The organism is Pseudomonas sp. SM4 (assembly GCF_051913165.1).
Taxonomy (GTDB): domain Bacteria; phylum Pseudomonadota; class Gammaproteobacteria; order Pseudomonadales; family Pseudomonadaceae; genus Aquipseudomonas.
The window spans coordinates 329,451-348,024 of sequence record NZ_JBODOE010000005.1 but is presented as its reverse complement, the minus strand read 5'-3'; the positions used below and the strand labels follow the sequence as shown (position 1 = coordinate 348,024).

Annotated in this window: 19 protein-coding genes; 14 read left to right on the top strand and 5 right to left on the bottom strand. The window is 58.6% G+C overall.

Features of this window, described 5'->3' with window-relative positions:
* Positions 1-39: 39 nt before the first annotated feature.
* On the bottom strand, positions 40-1,077 hold the full coding sequence (locus ACQ4MY_RS12240) for an alpha/beta hydrolase family protein (RefSeq protein WP_008079112.1): 1,038 nt from the start codon (positions 1,075-1,077) through the stop codon (positions 40-42).
* A 236-nt stretch (positions 1,078-1,313) separates the two neighbouring features.
* Positions 1,314-1,925, bottom strand: a complete 612-nt coding sequence (locus tag ACQ4MY_RS12235) for an FMN-dependent NADH-azoreductase (protein WP_440095282.1) — start codon at positions 1,923-1,925, stop codon at positions 1,314-1,316.
* A gap of 128 nt (positions 1,926-2,053) precedes the next feature.
* Here ACQ4MY_RS12235 and ACQ4MY_RS12230 point away from each other — a divergent pair, with 128 nt between their 5' ends.
* Both ACQ4MY_RS12230 and ACQ4MY_RS12225 read left to right on the top strand, forming a co-directional pair.
* On the top strand, positions 2,054-2,962 hold the full coding sequence (locus ACQ4MY_RS12230) for a LysR substrate-binding domain-containing protein (protein ID WP_440095281.1): 909 nt from the start codon (positions 2,054-2,056) through the stop codon (positions 2,960-2,962).
* Positions 2,959-3,318, top strand: a complete 360-nt coding sequence (locus tag ACQ4MY_RS12225) for an MmcQ/YjbR family DNA-binding protein (RefSeq protein ID WP_008078931.1) — start codon at positions 2,959-2,961, stop codon at positions 3,316-3,318. The genes ACQ4MY_RS12230 and ACQ4MY_RS12225 overlap by 4 nt, the downstream gene beginning before the upstream one ends.
* A 111-nt stretch (positions 3,319-3,429) precedes the next feature.
* Here the strand turns inward: ACQ4MY_RS12225 and ACQ4MY_RS12220 are convergent, their stop codons facing one another.
* Together ACQ4MY_RS12220 and ACQ4MY_RS12215 are read right to left on the bottom strand one after the other, a co-directional pair.
* Complete coding sequence (locus ACQ4MY_RS12220) at positions 3,430-3,858, bottom strand: DUF1294 domain-containing protein (RefSeq protein WP_045122989.1); 429 nt, start codon at positions 3,856-3,858, stop codon at positions 3,430-3,432.
* A complete protein-coding gene (locus ACQ4MY_RS12215) occupies positions 3,855-4,685 on the bottom strand; it encodes an undecaprenyl-diphosphate phosphatase (RefSeq protein ID WP_008078929.1) in 831 nt (276 codons plus the stop codon). Before ACQ4MY_RS12215 ends, ACQ4MY_RS12220 begins: the two co-directional genes overlap by 4 nt.
* A 305-nt stretch (positions 4,686-4,990) precedes the next feature.
* On the opposite strand from ACQ4MY_RS12215, the gene ACQ4MY_RS12210 reads away from it, so the two are divergent.
* The 9 genes from ACQ4MY_RS12210 (at position 4,991) to ACQ4MY_RS12170 (ending at position 13,254) form a co-directional block, all read left to right on the top strand.
* Positions 4,991-6,625, top strand: coding sequence for a methyl-accepting chemotaxis protein (locus tag ACQ4MY_RS12210; protein WP_440095280.1), 1,635 nt, complete (start codon positions 4,991-4,993; stop codon positions 6,623-6,625).
* A 167-nt stretch (positions 6,626-6,792) separates the two neighbouring features.
* Positions 6,793-7,356 carry a nicotinamide riboside transporter PnuC gene (pnuC, locus tag ACQ4MY_RS12205; protein ID WP_158835632.1) on the top strand — a complete coding sequence of 188 codons (564 nt, stop codon included), beginning with the start codon at positions 6,793-6,795 and terminating at the stop codon, positions 7,354-7,356.
* Positions 7,353-7,877, top strand: coding sequence for an AAA family ATPase (locus tag ACQ4MY_RS12200; RefSeq protein WP_440095318.1), 525 nt, complete (start codon positions 7,353-7,355; stop codon positions 7,875-7,877). The genes pnuC and ACQ4MY_RS12200 overlap by 4 nt, the downstream gene beginning before the upstream one ends.
* 357 nt (positions 7,878-8,234) lie before the next feature.
* Complete coding sequence (locus ACQ4MY_RS12195) at positions 8,235-8,687, top strand: hypothetical protein (RefSeq protein ID WP_440095279.1); 453 nt, start codon at positions 8,235-8,237, stop codon at positions 8,685-8,687.
* Position 8,688: 1 nt separating this feature from the next.
* Entirely contained in the window at positions 8,689-9,264 is a 576-nt protein-coding gene (locus ACQ4MY_RS12190) for a hypothetical protein (RefSeq protein WP_008078924.1), read from the top strand.
* 73 nt (positions 9,265-9,337) lie between these two features.
* A complete protein-coding gene (locus ACQ4MY_RS12185; protein WP_008078923.1) occupies positions 9,338-10,366 on the top strand; it encodes a hypothetical protein in 1,029 nt (342 codons plus the stop codon).
* A gap of 63 nt (positions 10,367-10,429) precedes the next feature.
* Positions 10,430-11,110, top strand: coding sequence for a C39 family peptidase (locus ACQ4MY_RS12180; protein WP_008078922.1), 681 nt, complete (start codon positions 10,430-10,432; stop codon positions 11,108-11,110).
* A gap of 44 nt (positions 11,111-11,154) precedes the next feature.
* Entirely contained in the window at positions 11,155-11,904 is a 750-nt protein-coding gene (locus ACQ4MY_RS12175; protein WP_008078921.1) for a hypothetical protein, read from the top strand.
* Between the two features lie 45 nt (positions 11,905-11,949).
* Positions 11,950-13,254, top strand: a complete 1,305-nt coding sequence (locus ACQ4MY_RS12170) for a hypothetical protein (protein ID WP_008078920.1) — start codon at positions 11,950-11,952, stop codon at positions 13,252-13,254.
* 89 nt (positions 13,255-13,343) lie between these two features.
* On the opposite strand, the gene ACQ4MY_RS12165 is transcribed toward ACQ4MY_RS12170, so the two are convergent.
* Positions 13,344-14,669 (bottom strand): sigma-54 dependent transcriptional regulator, encoded by a 1,326-nt coding sequence (locus tag ACQ4MY_RS12165; protein ID WP_008078919.1) that lies wholly within the window; start codon positions 14,667-14,669, stop codon positions 13,344-13,346.
* A 355-nt stretch (positions 14,670-15,024) separates the two neighbouring features.
* On the opposite strand from ACQ4MY_RS12165, the gene ACQ4MY_RS12160 reads away from it, so the two are divergent.
* From ACQ4MY_RS12160 to nhaB, 3 genes are all read left to right on the top strand, one after another.
* Positions 15,025-15,291, top strand: a complete 267-nt coding sequence (locus ACQ4MY_RS12160; protein WP_008078918.1) for a hypothetical protein — start codon at positions 15,025-15,027, stop codon at positions 15,289-15,291.
* A 284-nt stretch (positions 15,292-15,575) separates the two neighbouring features.
* A complete protein-coding gene (locus ACQ4MY_RS12155) occupies positions 15,576-16,868 on the top strand; it encodes a hypothetical protein (RefSeq protein WP_440095278.1) in 1,293 nt (430 codons plus the stop codon).
* Positions 16,869-17,054: 186 nt separating this feature from the next.
* Entirely contained in the window at positions 17,055-18,557 is a 1,503-nt protein-coding gene (gene nhaB, locus ACQ4MY_RS12150; RefSeq protein ID WP_440095277.1) for a sodium/proton antiporter NhaB, read from the top strand.
* Positions 18,558-18,574 lie beyond the last annotated feature (17 nt).

Below are 18,574 nucleotides of genomic sequence, written 5' to 3'. Positions count from 1 at the left end.
AGATCATGTAGGAGCTGCCGAAGGCTGCGATCTTTTGATCTATTGATCGGCAGTCTGCATGCCGGCGCGTGTCGCTTGGCCCAGCGCATGGGAGAAGAAGCGTCCGGCCTCGGAGATGAGGTTGCGGTGAATGTCTTCGCGGTCGACACCGTCGGCGTCGGTACACAGCGCCGGCATGGCGCGGATCTGTTCTTCATTGCACGGCGCCATGAACACAAAGTGCCCTGCCCCTGCCAGCAATTTGAAGTCCGGCGCGGTTGGCAGTTTGCGCGCCAGCGCAGCGGCGTTTTTGTCGAACGCGACGAGTTTGTCGCCATCGCCACTGTAGAGCAGCACTGGCACATGCACGTCGGCCAGGGTGTGGCGGCCGAACTTCAGGCTCAGCGGCGCCATCAGCAGCAACGCATGGACGCGCGGATCGGCCACCGGTTGCAAATCGTCGCGATCAACGATGAGTTCGCCCTGGGTGTTGCAGGCGTCACGGTCATCCGGGCGTTCCTGGCAATAACGCCGCAGACGATCCAGGTCCGGCTGCGCGCCGGACAGAATCAACGCGGTCTCGCCGCCCGCGGAATAACCGATCACGCCGACCTGTTCGGGGTTGACGTACGGCGCCAGCATGCGGTCGCCAAGGGTTGCGGTGATGGCTTCGGAAATCTGGATCGGCCGCCCGTAGAGATTGCTCAAAGTGCCGAGCCGACTGTGATCCTTGGAATTGTCGCCGGGATGAATCACCGCGACCACGACGAAGCCTTTGCGGGCCAGCGATGTGGCGAGGTCGTGCAAGGCCAGTGGGGTGCCGGTGTTGCCGTGCGAGAGCATCAGCATCGGAAAGCGGCCGATCGCGACCTTGGTGTCCTCGCCGGCCTCGACGGAATAGCCTTCGAGCAGGCTCATGTGCTCGCGATCGCTTGAGGGATAGAACGCGATGGCGCGCATCGGCTGCAGGTCCAGCGGATCGAGGAACGTCATCTCGTGGTAGCCGACGCTCCAGACAGGATGTCGCCCCGGCGCAGCTTGCACTGAATTCAGACTGCCGATCAGGCAAATCAGTAACGTTGCACAAAGACGCATCATCGGATGCCCCACCCTGTTGTTACTCAATCGAAAGATCCATTGCGTTGCGGGCCAGAAACGCCGGGGATTCGGCGCTGCGGTACGACAATGCATTCAGACGCTGATCGTTTGACTGCATAACCCGGGCCAGATTATGTAACAGTCAGAAACAAAAAACTCCGTATTCGGCCCTTGCAGAACCAGAATACAGAGTTTTTTGGGTATTACCTGAACCTCAGCTGTTCTTTACGCAAGCCTTACGCGGCGGCGAACAGTTGCTCGCTGATCTTCGCCTGGGCAGCGGTCATGGCGTTGTTGCGCACTTCATCACCGTACGCCAGGCCTTCGGCACGGACGATTTCAATGTCGGTGATGCCGAGGAAGCCCAGAACCAGCTTCAGGTATTCTTCGTGGGCGATGCCGCTGGCCTGACCGGCGTGGATGCCGCCAGCCGTGGAAACGATCACCACTTTCTTGCCGCCGCACAGGCCTTTTGGGCCGGCTTCGGTGTAACGGAAGGTCTGACCGGCGACGGCAACGCGATCGATCCACGCCTTGAGTTGGGTCGGCACGGTGAAGTTGTACATCGGTGCAGCAATGACCACGGCGTCGGCAGCGATGAACTCGGCCAGGGTCGAAGCACTCAGTTCGGCTTCGTGCTGCTGCGCGGCGTTGCGCAGTTCGGCAGTGGTGCCGGCCGCCACCAAAGTGGTCGACGAGAAGTGGCTGATGGCGTCGGCGGCCAGGTCGCGGTAAGTCACGACAGCGCTTGGCTCGGCGACTTGCCAGGCTTTGACGACTTCGCTGCTCAACTGACGGGAAGCCGAGTTGTCGCCCAGAATGCTCGAATCGATATGCAGCAGTTTCATGTGGAATCTCCTGGAATGAATCGCCGGTGGCGACGGAATGGAGACAATCCTACGCAAGAAACCAATGGATGATTAGCCGCCTGAAATGCGATAGTTTGTCCCATTGATAGAACAGTTGGAATTCAGCCATGCAAGACCTCAACGATCTCTACTATTTCGCCAAAGTCGTCGAGGCCGGCGGATTCGCGGCGGCCGGGCGTTTGCTCGGCATTCCCAAGTCGCGGCTGTCACGACGCATCGCCGAGCTGGAAGAACGCCTCGGCGCGCGTTTGCTGCAGCGCACCACGCGCCAACTCAACCTCACGGCGGTCGGTGAGCGTTACTTGCGTCATTGCCAGGCGATGTTGCTGGAAGCGGAAATGGCCGATGAGGCGGTGGCGAGCATGTCCAGCGAGCCGCGTGGACGCTTGCGGGTGTCCTGCCCGACCGGTCTGGCGCACGAGATGCTGCCATGGGTGATCAGCGAATTTCTCGGTAAATTCCCCCAGGTGCAGCTGGAAGTTGTATTGCTCAACCGCCGCGTCGATCTGGTCGGCGAAGGCTTTGATGTGGCCCTGCGCGTGCGCGAACACGGTGATGAGGACCCTTTGCTGGTCACCCGGCGCTTGCGCCAGGCGCAAATGGTTGTGGTGGCCAGTCCGGCGTTCATTCAGGGGCAATCGATCAACCATCCGCAAGATTTGCGAACACTGCCGGTGCTTGGCGCTTTGGAAGCGGATCGTCTGGTTCATGTGCGCCTGCTTGATCAGCAGGGCAACAGTTTCGAGTTGAACATGGAAGCCCGGCTGGGTATCGATGACTTTATTGTGCGCAAAGCCTGCGTGCTGGCCGGCCAGGGTTTCACGTTGCTGCCGATGATGTACTGCGAGGAAGAACTGCAAAACGGCACACTGCTGCAACTGCTGCCAGAGTGGTCATTGCCCGGTGGCTGGCTGCAAGCGGTGTACCCGCATCGGCGCGGGGTGATGCCGGCGGTGCGCGCGTGGATCGATCACCTGGTCGAATCGTTCAATGCCTGTGGGGAGCGGTTGTTATGAAAAAGGGAAGGATGAGCGAAGCGGACGTCGCCGAATTTTGCCTGGCGTTGCCGGGCGCGCGCGAGGATTACAAATGGGGCGGTGTGCGGGTGTTTTCGATTGCCGGCAACAAGATGTTTGCCTTGCAGGGGCTGCGCGGTGATTCGCTGGCGTTCAAGGTCGACAAGGATCTGTTTCTCGGCCATTGCGACCGCCCCGGCATTCACCCGGCGCCGTATCTGGCGCGGGCGCAGTGGATCATCATGCACCCGCCCTACCCGCTGGGTGCCGAGGAATTGCGCGGATTGTTGCAGCGCTCGCACCAGTTGGTGGTAAGCAAACTGCCGAAAAAAACCCAAATCGGTTTACTGCTATAAACCACTCCCTGTAGGAGCTGCCGAAGGCTGCGATCTTTTGACTTTGATCTTTTAAAAATCAGAATCAAAAGATCGCAGCCTTCGGCAGCTCCTACAGAGGGGGGGTATTTTTTAGAACAGGGCCAGCAGTTTCATGCCGATGAACAGTTGGTCAATCCAGAAAATCTGGTGCAGCAAGACGATCACCCAGAACAGAATCTGGAACGACACCTTGCGCGTCTTGTGCCGAAAAACCTGCTGGGCGATCAATGCGCCCGGCCAGCCGCCGGCCAGTTCCACCGCGTGAAGGATGTTCTCCGGCGTGCGCCAGGCACCGGTGCGGGCCTTGCGCTTGTCTGCCCAGTACAGGAAGAACGCCAGCACACTGACGATCCCGTACCCTGCCAATGGCACCAGCGAGATCCCGCGCAGCCACATCGACAGCGAGCCGTATAACGGCAACGCACAGACGATCAGCAACACCACCAGTTTCAATTTCAGATATTGGATGTTGCCAGCCATAGGCCGACCTTCAGGGCGACGTGCGCGGGAATCATTCATGGTTTGGCCGCCGACCAGTCGACCCAGCCGAATTGCCACGTGGCGAGGATGACCAGGCCGAAGACGATCCGGTACCAGGCAAATGCCGCGTAACTGTGGCTAGCGATGAACTTGAGCAAGCCGCGCACGGCGATCATGGCGAAGATGAACGCCGTCACGAAGCCGATGGCGAATACCGGAAAGTCCGCCGGCACGAACAGGTGGCGATACTTGTAGCCCGAGTACACCGCCGCACCCACCATGGTCGGCATGGCGAGGAAGAACGAGAACTCGGTAGCGGTTTTACGCGACAGACCAAACAGCAAGCCGCCAATGATCGTCGAGCCGGAACGCGAAGTACCGGGAATCATTGCCAGGCACTGCGCAAAACCAACTTTCAGGGCGTCCTGCCAGGTGATCTCGTCGACGGTTTCGGCATGCACTTCATGCTGACGCTTTTCCGCCCACAACATGATGACGCCGCCCACTACCAGCGCGGCCGCGACCGTGATCGGGTTGAACAGGTATTCGTGGATCAGGTCGGCAAAAATTACCCCCAACACCACGGCCGGCAAGAAAGCGATCAGCAGATTGGCAGTAAACCGTCGAGCGCTGGGCTGCGTCGGCAAGCCAATCACCACGTCGAGAATCTTGCGGCGAAACTCCCAGACCACCGCGAGGATCGCGCCGAGCTGAATGATGATGTTGAACGCCATGGCCCGTTCGCCGCCGAAGTCGAGCAAGTCGGCAACAATGATCTGGTGTCCGGTACTGGAAATGGGCAAAAACTCCGTCAGCCCCTCTACAACTCCAAGAATCAGTGCCTGCAAGGCGGTCCAAAGATCCATCAATCCCCCAAAGAGCGATGCACGGCGGCATGCCCCGATAGTATTTTTCTTACGTTCACTGCGTTCAGCGTAGCTGTTTGTAGCTGTACCGATTCCGCGCGCACAGGATCCACACGAAACAGTCAAAATTCCGTGAAATATCAACTTGGATTCAGGTTTTTACGCGCGGGGCCGAAATCCTAACAGACAAGCCTTAATAGCGCTGCCGCGTTATACGACTTGGGTCGCGTATGCCCGCTCACAAAATCGTGGTTGGATGCTGGCGGTCGTTTATTACAAGAAAAAGAATTCGGAGTGACAGCGTTATGAACAGCTTGCGCAGTGTGTCGATCAGCCGACGCTTGTGGCTCATTTTGGTGGTGGCCGTGGTCATGTTGCTGACCTTGGGCGTGTTGATGCTCAAGCAGATCCACGATGACCTGTATCACGCCAAAGCCCAGAAAACCCAACATGTGGTGCAGACGGCCAGCGGCCTGCTCACCTACTACCATGACCTGGAAACCGCCGGCACCTTGAGCAAAGAGCTAGCGCAAAAGCAGGCGCTGACCGCGATTCGTGGTCTGCGCTATGACCAGAGCGACTATTTCTGGATCAACGACCTCACGCCCGTGATGGTCATGCACCCGACCAACCCGAAACTCGAAGGTCAGAACCTCTCGGCGATCCGAGATCCGGACGGTTTTGCGGTGTTCAACGAAATGGTCGCCATCGCCCGCGCCAAAGGCGCCGGCATGGTCGACTACCGTTGGCCGAAGCCCGGCGCCAGTGAGCCGGTGGCGAAAACTTCTTACGTCAAGCTGTTCGAACCGTGGGGCTGGGTGATCGGCTCCGGCGTTTACGTCGACGATGTGCAGGCTGAGTTCAAGGGCCAGGTGATCAAAGCCACGGTCATCGGCTTGGCGATTGCGCTGATCATGGCCCTGCTGGTCATTCTGATCGCCCGCAGCATCGTGCGTCCGTTGCAGGAAACTGTGAACGCGATGGCCAACATTGCCAGCGGCGAAAGCGACCTGACCCGCAGCCTCGATACCCACGGCAAGGATGAAGTCACCGAACTGGCGCATCATTTCAATGCCTTCACCGCGAAATTGCGCCGGGTGATTGGCGACTTGCAGGTCTCGGCCAGCGCACTGGGCCAATCGTCCAGCGAACTGGGCAACGACGCCTCGCAGGCGCAGCAACGTAGCCAACAGCAATCGCAGCAGATGGAACTGGTGGCCACCGCAATCAACGAGGTGACCTACGGCGTACAGGACGTGGCGAAGAATGCCGAACATGCCGCCGCTGAAATGCGTGATGCCGAAGCGCAGGCGCAGCAGGGCCAGATCAATATCGACGGCAGCCTGCAGCAGATCGACAAGCTCTCGGGCACGATCGATCAGGCGGTCGAGGTGATCCGTACTCTCGCCGCCGAGAGCACGCAGATTGGCAGCGTACTGGAGGTGATTCGCTCGATTGCCGAACAGACCAACCTGCTGGCGCTCAACGCCGCGATCGAAGCAGCGCGGGCCGGTGAGCAGGGACGCGGTTTTGCCGTGGTCGCCGATGAAGTGCGCCTGCTGGCTCAGCGCACGCAGAAATCGACGGCCGAGATTCAGTCGATGATCGAGCGCCTGCAAAATCATTCCGAAGCCGCCGTTAAAGTCATCGGCGACAGCAGCAAGGCGTCGCAACTGACCATCGAACAGGCCGGCCTTGCGGGTGCCAGCCTGAATGCCATTGGCCAGGCGTTGCGCAACCTCAATGGTTTGAATGCCTCGATTGCCAGCGCTACTTTGCAGCAGGCGCATGTGGTTGAGGACATCAACCAGAACGTCACCCAGGCGGCGGGGCTCTCGCACAGCACGGCGATCGCTGCAGAGCAGTCGAGTGCGGCCAGCGTGAAGCTCGGCCAACTGAGCGAACAACTCAACGGCCTGCTACGCCAGTTCCGCGTCTGACCTAAATCCTTGTGGGAGCTGGCTTGCCAGCGATGGCGGTGGGTCATCCAATATCAATATTGAATGTGCCGACCTCATCGCTGGCAAGCCAGCTCCCACAGGTTCTTCAGTGTTTGGGCGAATACAGTACAATCCGCTCCCTTCTTTTCTCCCCCCAAGGAATCCCCATGTCCGGGCTTGAACTGTTTGCCGCCGCCCTCGGTGTGATCGCCGTCTGGCTGACGGTCAAACAGAACCCATGGTGCTGGCCGATCGGTCTGGTCATGGTGTTGCTCTACAGCTGGATTTTCTTTGAGGTGAAGCTGTATTCGGACATGTTGCTGCAAGTGATCTACGCCGCGCTGCAAGTCTACGGCTGGTGGCAATGGACTCGTGCCGGGACGATGCACGACGGGCGGCAGGTCACACGTCTCGATCAGCGTTCAATCCTGATCGGGCTCAGCGTCGGCGCTGTCGGCAGCCTGCTGCTGGGCGCGGCCATGGCGCACTGGACGGATGCCGCACAGCCTTGGCTCGACGCAGCGTTGACGGCGTTCAGCCTGGTTGCGCAGTTGTGGATGGCGCAGAAACGTCTGCAGTGCTGGGCACTGTGGTTTGTCCTCGATGTGATCTTTGTCGGGCTGTTCATCTATAAGGATCTGTACCTGACAGCAGCCTTGTACGGCCTGTTCACCCTGATCGCAGTGCAAGGCTATCGTGAATGGCGCGCCGACCCGGCGTTGCGCACATGAAAGTCGTGGTGCTTACCGGGCCGGAATCCACCGGCAAGAGCTGGCTGGCGGCGGGCCTTCAGCAACAGTTCGGCGGCGTGCGGGTGGACGAATACGTGCGCTGGTTCATTGAGCAGAACCCGCGCGATACTTGCCTGGCAGACATTCCCGAGATCGCCCGTGGCCAGTTGCAGTGGGAAGATCAGGCGCGTGCGCAAAGACCGGCGCTGCTGATTCTCGACACGCACCTGCTGAGCAACATATTGTGGAGCCAGACGCTGTTCGGCGCCTGCCCGGCCTGGCTCGAACCCGAGCTGCTGGCACGCCGATACGACTTGCACCTTCTGCTATCCCCGGAGCACATCGACTGGACCGATGACGGTCAACGCTGCCAGCCAGATCTGGAGCAGCGTCTGGCCTTCTTCAACGCCACGCGCGCCTGGCTTGAGCAACATCAGCAATCCGTGCAAATCATTCAGGGCAATTGGGCTGAACGGCAGACGCAAGCTTTTGCGGCGGTTGCACAATTGCTTTGCGAATAACCCGGTTCAAGGGGCTCCTGCCCCACCGTTTTCCCCTGTTCTGGGGGCAAAGTGTCCGATCCTGAAACACACACTTGACGGCAAAGTGGCCGTTTCAACGGCCTCGAGCGTTTTGTCGGTCGACCTGTTACGCAGTTGAAACACCTTGCCGCAAACCCTCGTTCCAGAGCTTTGTTCAGCCAATAGACAGGTCGATGCCAATGTGCGTGTTTCATCAATGAAACAGCTTGTGTATCAAACCTTTGCTCGATTCACGTAAGCATCTGAAATCAATGAGTATTTAAAAAGCGGCACAGCTTTCGCTCTCTCCTTCACAACGCTGACTAGGGCCAGCCCACTGAAGAAGGAATTGCTGCCGTGGGGAATTTCAAAAAGAGCATGACCTGCCTCCTGCTGATCGGATCAGCAGCCAGCACATTGATCAGCCTCAATGTGCAGGCAGAAGGTAATGGCGTCATCGTCCTCAATCGCGACGTTCAGCCGATTCCTATTGGCCGCAACGGTGGCAAAGACCCCTACCCGACCACTGTCAATGCCAACCCGGCCGCCCGTATCAATGCCGCGATGAACAGCACCGAGCTTAGCGACGGCGACTTTGCCGATGTCGCCAGCGGCAGTGCGTTCCGCACCATCAATACGGCCCAGGCCGGCGCCAATCTGCCAGGCCTCAATACGGTCACCAATCCCAACGGCATGCCCGGCATGAGCGCCGGTCACGGTGGCGGTTCCGGTGGCGCGATTTCCGGCACGATCAACCGTGCCATGAGTTCCGGCCTTGCTCCGCTGACCCGTATGGCCGGAGGCCAATGAGATGAATCGCTCACTCCTTCTGCTTGCCTTGCTCGGTTGCAGCACTGTCATGGCTGCTGATCCTGCCTCAGTGAACAACGCCAACATTCAGGACTCCGGTGTTCAGTATCGCGGCAATTTCAACGTCAACCAGGCCGCTGGCGATCAAATGCAACAGGCCAACGTCAAGGCAGTGGGCATCGGCACCGAATCCCACGCCACTACCAGCGTCATGCAAAAAATCGACACACCTGCCTCTCGCTCGATGGACGCCAGCGCAACCATCGGCGGCACCTCTTTCAGTAATGGCAACGGGATTCTGGGCGTGAACCAGGGCGCCGGGGCCAACAACCAGATGGCCAACGTTACGCGCGTCAGCATCAGTGCTGCCCCGCAGAGCGTTGACGACAGTGCCCTTTCGCAACAGAACGTGGCGCTTTTACCGAGCTCAGGAGCAACTGGTACCTCACCCGGCAGTCGCCAGGTCACGACAAGTGATCAGGCCTTCACCGGCAGCCGCGGGGTAATCCAGGTGAACCAGAGTGCCGGGGTGGGGAACCGAATGGCTAACACCCTGAGCATCCGGGTCGCTGACTGACCCAAATAACAAAAGCAGTGCAATTAGAAAGTACCAACACTTAACCAACTAATAAGCACGATGGAGAAACACCATGAAACCTACAATGGCTCTCAAACCACTGGTTTTCGCACTTGCAGCAGTGATGGCAATCGCAGCACAGGCAGGCGGTCGTGATGACGATCATGGTAATGGGCACGGCAACGGCCATGGCAATAACCAGCCAAAAGGCCCGACCCTTGAGCAAATCCTGCAAATCTCGGCGGGTGCTGGCGCCACCGTGATGGATCAGCAAAGCAGCTCAGGCAACGCCGTGTTGAACCAAGGCACCAAAAATGGTGCAGCAGTGGATAGCTCGCTGAATGGCTCCAACGGCAACATGGGCGCCAACGCCGCAGCTGGCGACGGCAACCAACAAGACAACGCCGCTGCTCTGGCGACTGCCGACGAAAGCTTCATCTTCGGCACCGCGGTCGCTGCTTCCAGCGCGACTCAGCTCAATGGCGGCAACACCGTTGCGAACTACTCCAACACCAACGCCGCGTCGCTCAACAATGCTGGCAACAATGGCTCCGGCAACATCGGCGTCAACGTGACCGCTGGCAACTTCAACCAACAGAAAAACAACCTGGCAATCGCTGTGTCGGGCGGTCGTGTAGCGCAGGCAGCAGCCGCAGCCAATCAAAGCTCCACAGGTCTGACCGTTACCAACAATGCTACTCAGGTCATGAAAAAAGAAACTCTGGTCGGGACTGTTAACGCAGTCGGCGCCTTCGTAGCGGCTGGCCAGGCGACTACTGAAAGCGACAACCACGGTGGCGGTAACCATGGCGGCGGCTATGGTAACAATGATCGTGGCGGCAACGGTGGTGGCAACCACGGCGGCAACAACGGCAGCAGCACTTCCGACTTCGTCGCAGTGGGCGTATTCGGTCTGGCCGGTGTGACCACCCAACAACAGCTGACTCCAGACGGCTGGAAAAACCCTGTGACCAACACTGCAACCATGACCAACTCGATGAACAACTTCTCCGGCAACGGTGGAGCCAACGTCTCGTCTGGTGTGGGTAACCAACAAAGCAACTCGCTGTCCATCGCTGCTGGCTGCAGAGCCTGCCTGTAATCGCGATCGAAACGAAAGCCCCGGAAACGGGGCTTTTCCTCAGTCCGCAAAGGCGTATCGATCATGCGTAACACTGCCCTCCTCGCGATGCTGTTCGTCTGTGGCCTGACTCAGGCCGGCCAGATGCCCGTGGCTGCCCTGCCGGGTGGCACGCTCGTCTACAAAAACGTGCAAAGCATCCGTGAGCGCAAGTTTGCCGACATCGTCGAACAGAAAACCGACTTCAGCTGCGGCGCTGCTGCACTGGCCACGGTATTACGCCAGGCCTATTGGCTCGACGTCGATGAGGAGCACATCATCAAAGGCATGCTGGTCAACGCTGACCAGGACCTTGTCCGTACTCAAGGGTTTTCCATGCTCGACATGAAGCGCTACATAGAAAGCATCGGCATGCGCGCCAGGGGCTACAAGATCCCACCGGAAAAGCTCGACGCGGTAACAATCCCGGTGGTGGTACTGATGGAAATTCGCGGCTACAAGCACTTCGTCGTGTTGCAGCGCTCGGACAAGGAGTGGGTTTACATCGGAGACCCGGTTCTTGGCCATAAACGCTACAAGCATGATGACTTTGTCAAAGGTTGGAATGGCATTGTCTTCGCCATCGTCGGTCCCGGATATGACAAGGCCAATGCCTTGCGCAGTCCTCCGGTGCCATTGACGGCCAAGAACAAGCTGGATGGTTTCAACCCGGTCAGAGATGCTGAATTGATGGATTTCGGGTTCATTCAGAGCGACTTCTTTTAATCGCCGATTATAGAGAATGGGACTGGATGTCCCGGGAGCAGCAGATGAAAACCTCATACTGGCTGGCCGCCGCCTGCCTGGCAGCGAGCGCATCGGGCTACGCCAATGCAGGATTCAAACCTATAGAAATCAAGGACCAGGAGCTCGCCGAGCTGCGTGGTCGTTATGTGATGCCGGGGCGGATTATCAGCTTCGGCATTGTCATGAGCAGTACCTGGCGCAACGCCAGCGGTGATCTGATCGGTGCGTCTGCATCAATGCAGGTACAACAAACCACCATCAAACCGGAATTTTACGTGTCGACCATCAAGGAGATGGGCAACGGCAATACGCCGGAGCTGGGCTCGGGATCGATTATCGGCGGTGCCGGCCTGAACTCATCGTCGGGCGTGACGCAGAGCGTACGCGCAGCGGGTGACGGCAACACGGCCAATAACAACGTTGCCATCAACGTCAGGGAAGCCAATCAGGCACCAGCGCTCGCACCCGCACAGGGCCAGGCCCTGATGGCCGGCCAGACTATTACCGGCAGCAATGCCGCCGGCAATGTCGCGGTCTCGGCAACCGGTACCGGTGGCGTGCAAATGGCGATACAAGCCAGTGGCAATCAAGGCACGGCACTGCAACAGGTCGCCTCAAGCGGCTTACTGCAGAACACCCGTCTGCTCGGAAGTGCCAACGTGGTCAACAACCTGACTCAACTCAACGTCGTACTCAATAATAACGGCAGAAGCGCCGGCGCACTGGATTGCAACCTGACTCAACTCGGGGCCCTACGCACTATCGGATATTGAACTACGCTGAGTCTCGATCATTGGGCTTAAAGGGACGGCTTATTCATGTATCGATCAGTATCACTGCGTGCCGCAGTGTGTTTGAGCACTCTTCTCCCGGCCGCGATGCTGCAAGCGGCACCGAACTCGGACGTAGAGGCCCTGAAACAGGAACTTCTAGAGCTGAAGCAACGATACGAAGTACAACAAAAGGCCCTGGCGGTCCTCGAACAACGAGTCCGCCAGGTTGAAGAACAACCCGCCGCCCCACCACCAAAACGTCTGGCGAAATCGCCATCGGACATGAAAGGCAACCGCGTCGCCACCGGTACCGGTGCGGCAGCCGCATCAGGAGGCGCCGCCGGGGGCAGTGGCGCATCGTACGGGCAATCGCTGGCTGACGACTCTCAACCGGCGCAAAGCGTCTCCAACCTGTACGACGAGGCCAGCGGTTTCTTCGGTGGCGGCAAGTTCAGTGTCGAAACCGGCGTCACCTATTCGCGCTATGACACCCGCCAGCTGATTCTCAACGGCTTTCTGGCGCTGGATTCGATTTTCCTCGGCAACATCAACCTTGACCGGATCAAGGCCGACACCTGGACCCTCGACCTCACGGGCCGCTACAACTTTGATAATCGCTGGCAGTTCGACCTGAACGTGCCCGTGGTCTATCGAGAATCGACTTATCAGTCGGGCGGCGGCAATCAGGGCGCGGCCGGTGTCACCACTGAAGAAACCGTCACCAAGGATCCAACCATTGGCGACGTCAACTTCGGCATTGCCTACAAATTCCTCGACGAGTCGGTCAATACGCCGGACGCCGTGGTCACCTTGCGGGTCAAGGCACCTACCGGCAAGGACCCGTTCGGTATCAAGCTGCGTCAGACCGATGCCAACTCCAACCTGTTCGTGCCTGACACCCTGCCAACCGGCAACGGCGTCTGGTCGATCACCCCGGGGATCTCGCTGGTCAAGACGTTCGACCCGGCCGTACTGTTCGGCAGCTTGTCCTACACCCACAACCTGGAAGAATCGTTCGACGACATCAGCTCGACCGTCAACCAGAAAACCCCGGGCAAGGTGCGCATTGGCGACAGCTTCCAGATCGGCGCCGGTATTGCGTTTGCGCTGAACGAGAAGATGAGTATGTCGTTCTCCGTCTCTGACCTGGTACAACGCAAAAGCAAGCTGAAACAGGATGGCGGGGATTGGGAATCGGTGGTGTCCAGCGACGCCAACGCCGGTTACTTCAACGTCGGCATGACCATTGCGGCCACCGACAACCTGACCATCGTGCCCAACTTGTCGATCGGTATGACCGACGATGCACCGGACTTTTCCTTCAGCCTGAAATTCCCGTACTACTTCTAAGCAGAGCAACAGCAAAAGATCGCAGCCTGCGGCAGCTCCTACAGGATTACCCTTGTAGGAGCTGCCGAAGGCTGCGATCTTTTGATCTTCTAGCGAATCTGATGCTTGTGCAGCAGCCGGTAAAACGTCGGACGGGACACGCCAAGTACTTTCGCCGCAATGCTCAGATTGTCACTGTGCCGATTCAACACATCGCACAATGCCTGACGTTCAGCTCGCGTCTTGTAATCTTCCAGCGTGCCCATGGGCGTAGCGATTGAATGCTGACTGATCAGGCCAAGATCGCGCGCCTCGATCTGCCGCCCCTCGGCCAGCACCAGTCCGCGACGAACGCGGTTGGCCAACTCACGGACATTGCCCGGCCAATCGTGTTTACCCATCGCAATCAGCGCATCTTCACTGAAGCTGCGCGGACGTCGACCGGTTTCGTGGCTGTAGAAATGGGAAAAGTGGTTGGCCAGCATCGACAGGTCACCGTGCCGCTCACGCAAAGGCGCGGTGACCACTTGCAGCACATTGAGCCGGTAGTACAAATCCTCGCGAAAGCGCTTCTTCTCGATTGCAGACTCAAGATCGACGTGGGTTGCTGCCAACACCCGCACATCAACGGGAATCGGCTGACTGCCACCGACCCGTTCAATGTGTTTTTCCTGGAGGAACCGCAGCAGATTGGCCTGCAACTCCAGCGGCAGGTCACCAATTTCATCAAGGAACAAGGTGCCGCCGTTGGCCGCTTCGATGCGGCCGACCTTGCGCTGATGTGCTCCGGTAAACGCACCTTTTTCGTGACCGAACAGCTCGGACTGGATCAAGTGTTCGGGAATTGCCCCGCAATTGATCGCCACAAACGGTTTGCTGTGACGTTGCGATTGCCGATGCAGCGTGCGCGCGACCAGCTCTTTACCGGTGCCGCTTTCGCCACGGATCAACACGGGCGATTCGGTCGGCGCCAGCTTGCTGAGCAATTTGCGCAGTTCGCGGATAGGTTTGCTGTCGCCGAGCAATTCATGTTCGGGCTGGTCGACGTGAATTGTGCCCTGCCCGCGCAGGCGTGCCATGCCGAACGCCCGGCCGAGGGTGACTTGCACCCGAGACACGTCAAACGGCAGGGTATGGAAATCGAAAAACCATTCGCAGACGAAGTCGCCAACGTTCTGCAGGCGCAGTACTTCCTGATTCAGCACAGCGATCCATTCCGTGCCGCTGCGACTGATCAGTTCCTTCACCGCTTCGGGTCGTTCCAGGTGAAAAGGCTGCAATCGCAGCAAGCCGACGTCGCAGCTGCGGTCGGCGGCATTTTCCAGCGTACAACTGTCGACATCCCAGCCTACCGCGCGTAAACCGGGCAATAAGCGGTGACAGTCGTCGCACGGATCGACCACCAATAAACGTCGTAACGCAGGCGCTTCGCTCATGACTGTTCCTTGGCGCCAAATATTAGAAATGATTGTAAAAACAGTCATTTGGCAGACCCGACTGTAACATTAGCAAGATTTTGACAGCGCCTTGTATCGATTGCTTATAGGTGTACAAACAAACGCGTTATAAGCAGCGCGGTTGTTAGTTAGCTATCGACTATTTCATTACTGAAAAGCTTTCAGCGAGCTTTCAAAAGCTGTCTAAAAGCCAGGTCTATGAAAGAAAGTTGAAATTTCTTTGTTTCGAGTGTGACCCGTTAGCGGGTTGCGTGCATCAGTACAAGTAACCAGCCGAACGGTAAGCCCAACCGACGGCCTATCACTTGATTGGGCATTACAGAGAGAAGACCCCATGACCGCCCCGCTCCGTATCAACGAAGCTCTTTTGATTGCCAACCACGCGTTCAAACCCTTCCAGTGCGTGGCCTGGGCGCCACAAGACGGCAATGGCGAACTGAGCCTGACCGTTATTGATCGGACCAACTCCCACATTGGCCGCAAACAGATTCCAAGCAGTGCCTACTCCGATCCGGCACAACTCGAACAACTGCTGCAACAAGCCCGCGCCGAGTTGAGCGAAGAAGGCTACCTGCTGCAATCGTGGTCGATGCCACACTGATTTTGCGGGTGATGCGGATGGCATTAAGGTCATCCGCCCTCTTTCCCTTAGTTGCACTTTCTTTTCGTCCGCACCCACGGTTGTATAACTTTAAACAGTGGCGTCAGGCCCAACTGCTTGGCAGGCTTGCCATTGGTTCAAAAAGACACTGTTGTGGCACAGTGCGACCCTCCGCCTGTTAGTTCTCACCGTTGTACTTCTTGAGCATCAAGTATTGAATGTTCGGCTCATGCAGTTACCCACCCGGCTCCCGGGTCATGGTCAACTCGCAAGGAGATGCGTGCATGTTCAGCTCGAACGCTTTCGCGCTGGCGCCGCCGTTAAATAGCGCCGGACAACTTGATCAGACCTTTGCGACTCGCGGCATCGCGCAAGTGTATTTTGCCGGCAGTGAGTCGAGCATGACGCAAGGCGTCGCTGTCGATCAGCAGGGCCGCGTGCTGGTGGCCGCCAAAGTCGGCACGGCCCAAGGCAGCCGATTCGGCCTGGCGCGATTGCTCGCCGACGGTTCGGCGGATCTCGGGTTTGCGCATCACGGCAGTGTCATCGGCGAATATGCCCACGGCTTTGAAGCATCAGCCAGTAAAGTGCAGGTACTCGCTGATGGCCGAATCCTGCTGGCCGGCCTCCACTACGAAAACACCCACCGCACCTTGCCCGCCCTCGCCCGTTTCGATGCCCTGGGCAATCCGGACCCGACATTTGGCGATAACGGCGTGCAAGTCGTGCGCCTGCCGGGCGACTTGTCCATGGGCACCCGCGATAACTGGCTGCCGCCGGGTGTACCGGGCGCGGAGGCCTGCGATGTCGCCGTGCAACCTGACGGCCATGTGCTGCTGATTGCCAATCATCACTTCGAACTGGCCGACCATGCCGGCATGCTCATCCGTCTCAAGCCTGACGGCAGCCTGGACGAGACGTTCAACGGTCGTGGCTTCGTGATGATCCGCCATTTGTTGCTCAATACCTGGCTGAGCAGCCTGCTGTTGCAGGAGGACGGGCGGATCATGGTCGCCGGCTCCATCGATTTTCCGCAAGAAGGCCTGTTGGCGCGTTACCTGCCTGATGGCCGTCTGGATGAGCGGTTTGCCGTCGACGGTTTTATGTCGTTTACCGCTGGCGGGCGCAGTGCGCAGGTCAGCCAGGTGATCGAGTCGGCGCAACACCTGCACTGTTTCGGCAGCAGCCGCGACCCGAGTCACTGTCTTTCTCTGATCCTGCATCACAATGGTCGCGCCGACCTGCACCGCCATGACGGCCTGCCGCAGTTACTCGACATCGGCCCCAGTGGCTGCCAGTGGAACGCCGCTCAACGCATGCAGGACGGGCGGATGATTGCCGTCGGCGCGACCATTGGCGGCGTTGAAGCAGACTTTATCGTCGCGCGCTATTTGCCTGATGGTGACCTCGATCAGCGTTTCGGCGATGGCAATGGCTGGCTGCGCACACGTCTTGGCCGAAGCCTGGACACAGCCAATTCGCTGGCCTTGCAAGCGGACGGCGGGATTCTTGTCGGCGGTTATTCGCTGGATGGCAACTACCGGGCGATGGTCGCGCGCTACCTCAACCCCGAATAAATCCAATGTAGGAGCTGCCGCAGGCTCGGGCCGCGATCGGACGATCTTTTGATCTTGTTTTTTTAAAACCCAGATCAAAAGATCGCAGCCTGCGGCAGCTCCTACAGGGGTGAGGGGGGCATTCAGCACTTGAACTTGCGTGACACATCCGGCAACTTGCGCGCTTCTCAAGACAAGGAGCAAGCGATGTCCGGTTCAATCGCCCAGGCGTTCGCGCAAAATTTTCTCGGGCACTCGCCACGCTGGTACAAGGCGACCATCGTTGGCTTCCTGATCCTCAATGCCCTGGTGTTATGGTCTGTCGGCCCGGTTGCCGCCGGCTGGCTGCTGGTGATCGAATTCATTTTCACCCTGGCCATGGCGCTCAAGTGTTATCCGCTGATGCCTGGCGGGCTATTGCTGATCGAAGCGCTGCTGCTAAAAATGACCACGCCACAGGCACTTTACGATGAGTTGCTGCACAACTTTCCGGTAATCCTGCTGCTGATGTTCATGGTCGCCGGCATCTATTTCATGAAGGATCTGCTGCTGTATCTGTTCTCGCGCCTGTTGCTGGGCGTGCGTTCGAAAGCGGCGCTGGCCTTGATGTTCTGCTTTCTCTCGGCCTTTCTCTCGGCATTCCTCGATGCACTGACCGTCACCGCGGTGATCATCAGTGCCGCTGTCGGTTTCTATTCGGTGTATCACCGTGTTGCCTCGGGCAATGACCCACGCCAGGACAGCGAATTCGGCGACGACCAGCACCTGCCGACACTGCATCATGACGATCTCGATCAATTCCGCGCATTCTTGCGCAGCCTGCTGATGCACGGCGCGGTCGGCACGGCGTTGGGCGGTGTCTGCACACTGGTCGGCGAGCCGCAGAATCTGCTGATCGGCCACGAAATGGGCTGGCATTTTGGCGAGTTCTTCCTGAAAGTTGCCCCGGTGTCGTTGCCAGTCCTGGCGGCGGGCCTGGTGACCTGCGTGTTGTTGGAGAAACTGCGCTGGTTTGGTTACGGCACGCTACTGCCGGACAACGTTCGCGCCGTGCTGGCCAACTACGCCGCCGAAGACAACGCCGAACGTACGCCACGCCAACGCGCCGCGTTGCTGGTGCAAGGTGCGGCGGCATTGATCCTGATCGGTTGCCTGGCGTTTCACGTCGCTGAAGTCGGCCTGATCGGCTTGATGGTGATTGTGCTGATCACTGCGTTCACCGGGATTACCGACGAGCATCGCCTGGGCAGCGCGTTCAAGGACGCCATGCCGTTCACTGCGTTGCTGGTGGTGTTTTTTGCGGTGGTGGCGGTGATTCACGATCAACAACTGTTTGCACCGCTGATTCAATGGGTGCTGGCGCTGCCGGTCGAGCAACAACCGGGCATGCTGTTTATTGCCAACGGCTTGTTGTCAGCAATCAGCGACAACGTGTTTGTCGCGACCATTTACATCACTGAAGTGAAGCAGGCGTTCCTCGCCGGACACATGAGCCGTGAGCATTTCGAAACGCTGGCGATTGCGATCAACACCGGCACCAACCTGCCGAGCGTGGCCACGCCGAATGGTCAGGCGGCGTTTCTGTTCCTGCTGACGTCGGCGATTGCACCGCTGGTGCGCTTGTCGTACGGACGAATGGTGTGGATGGCGTTGCCGTACACCTTCGTGATGGGCCTGCTGGGCTGGTACGCCGTGAGCTACTGGCTCTAACCCCAACCTCATGTAGG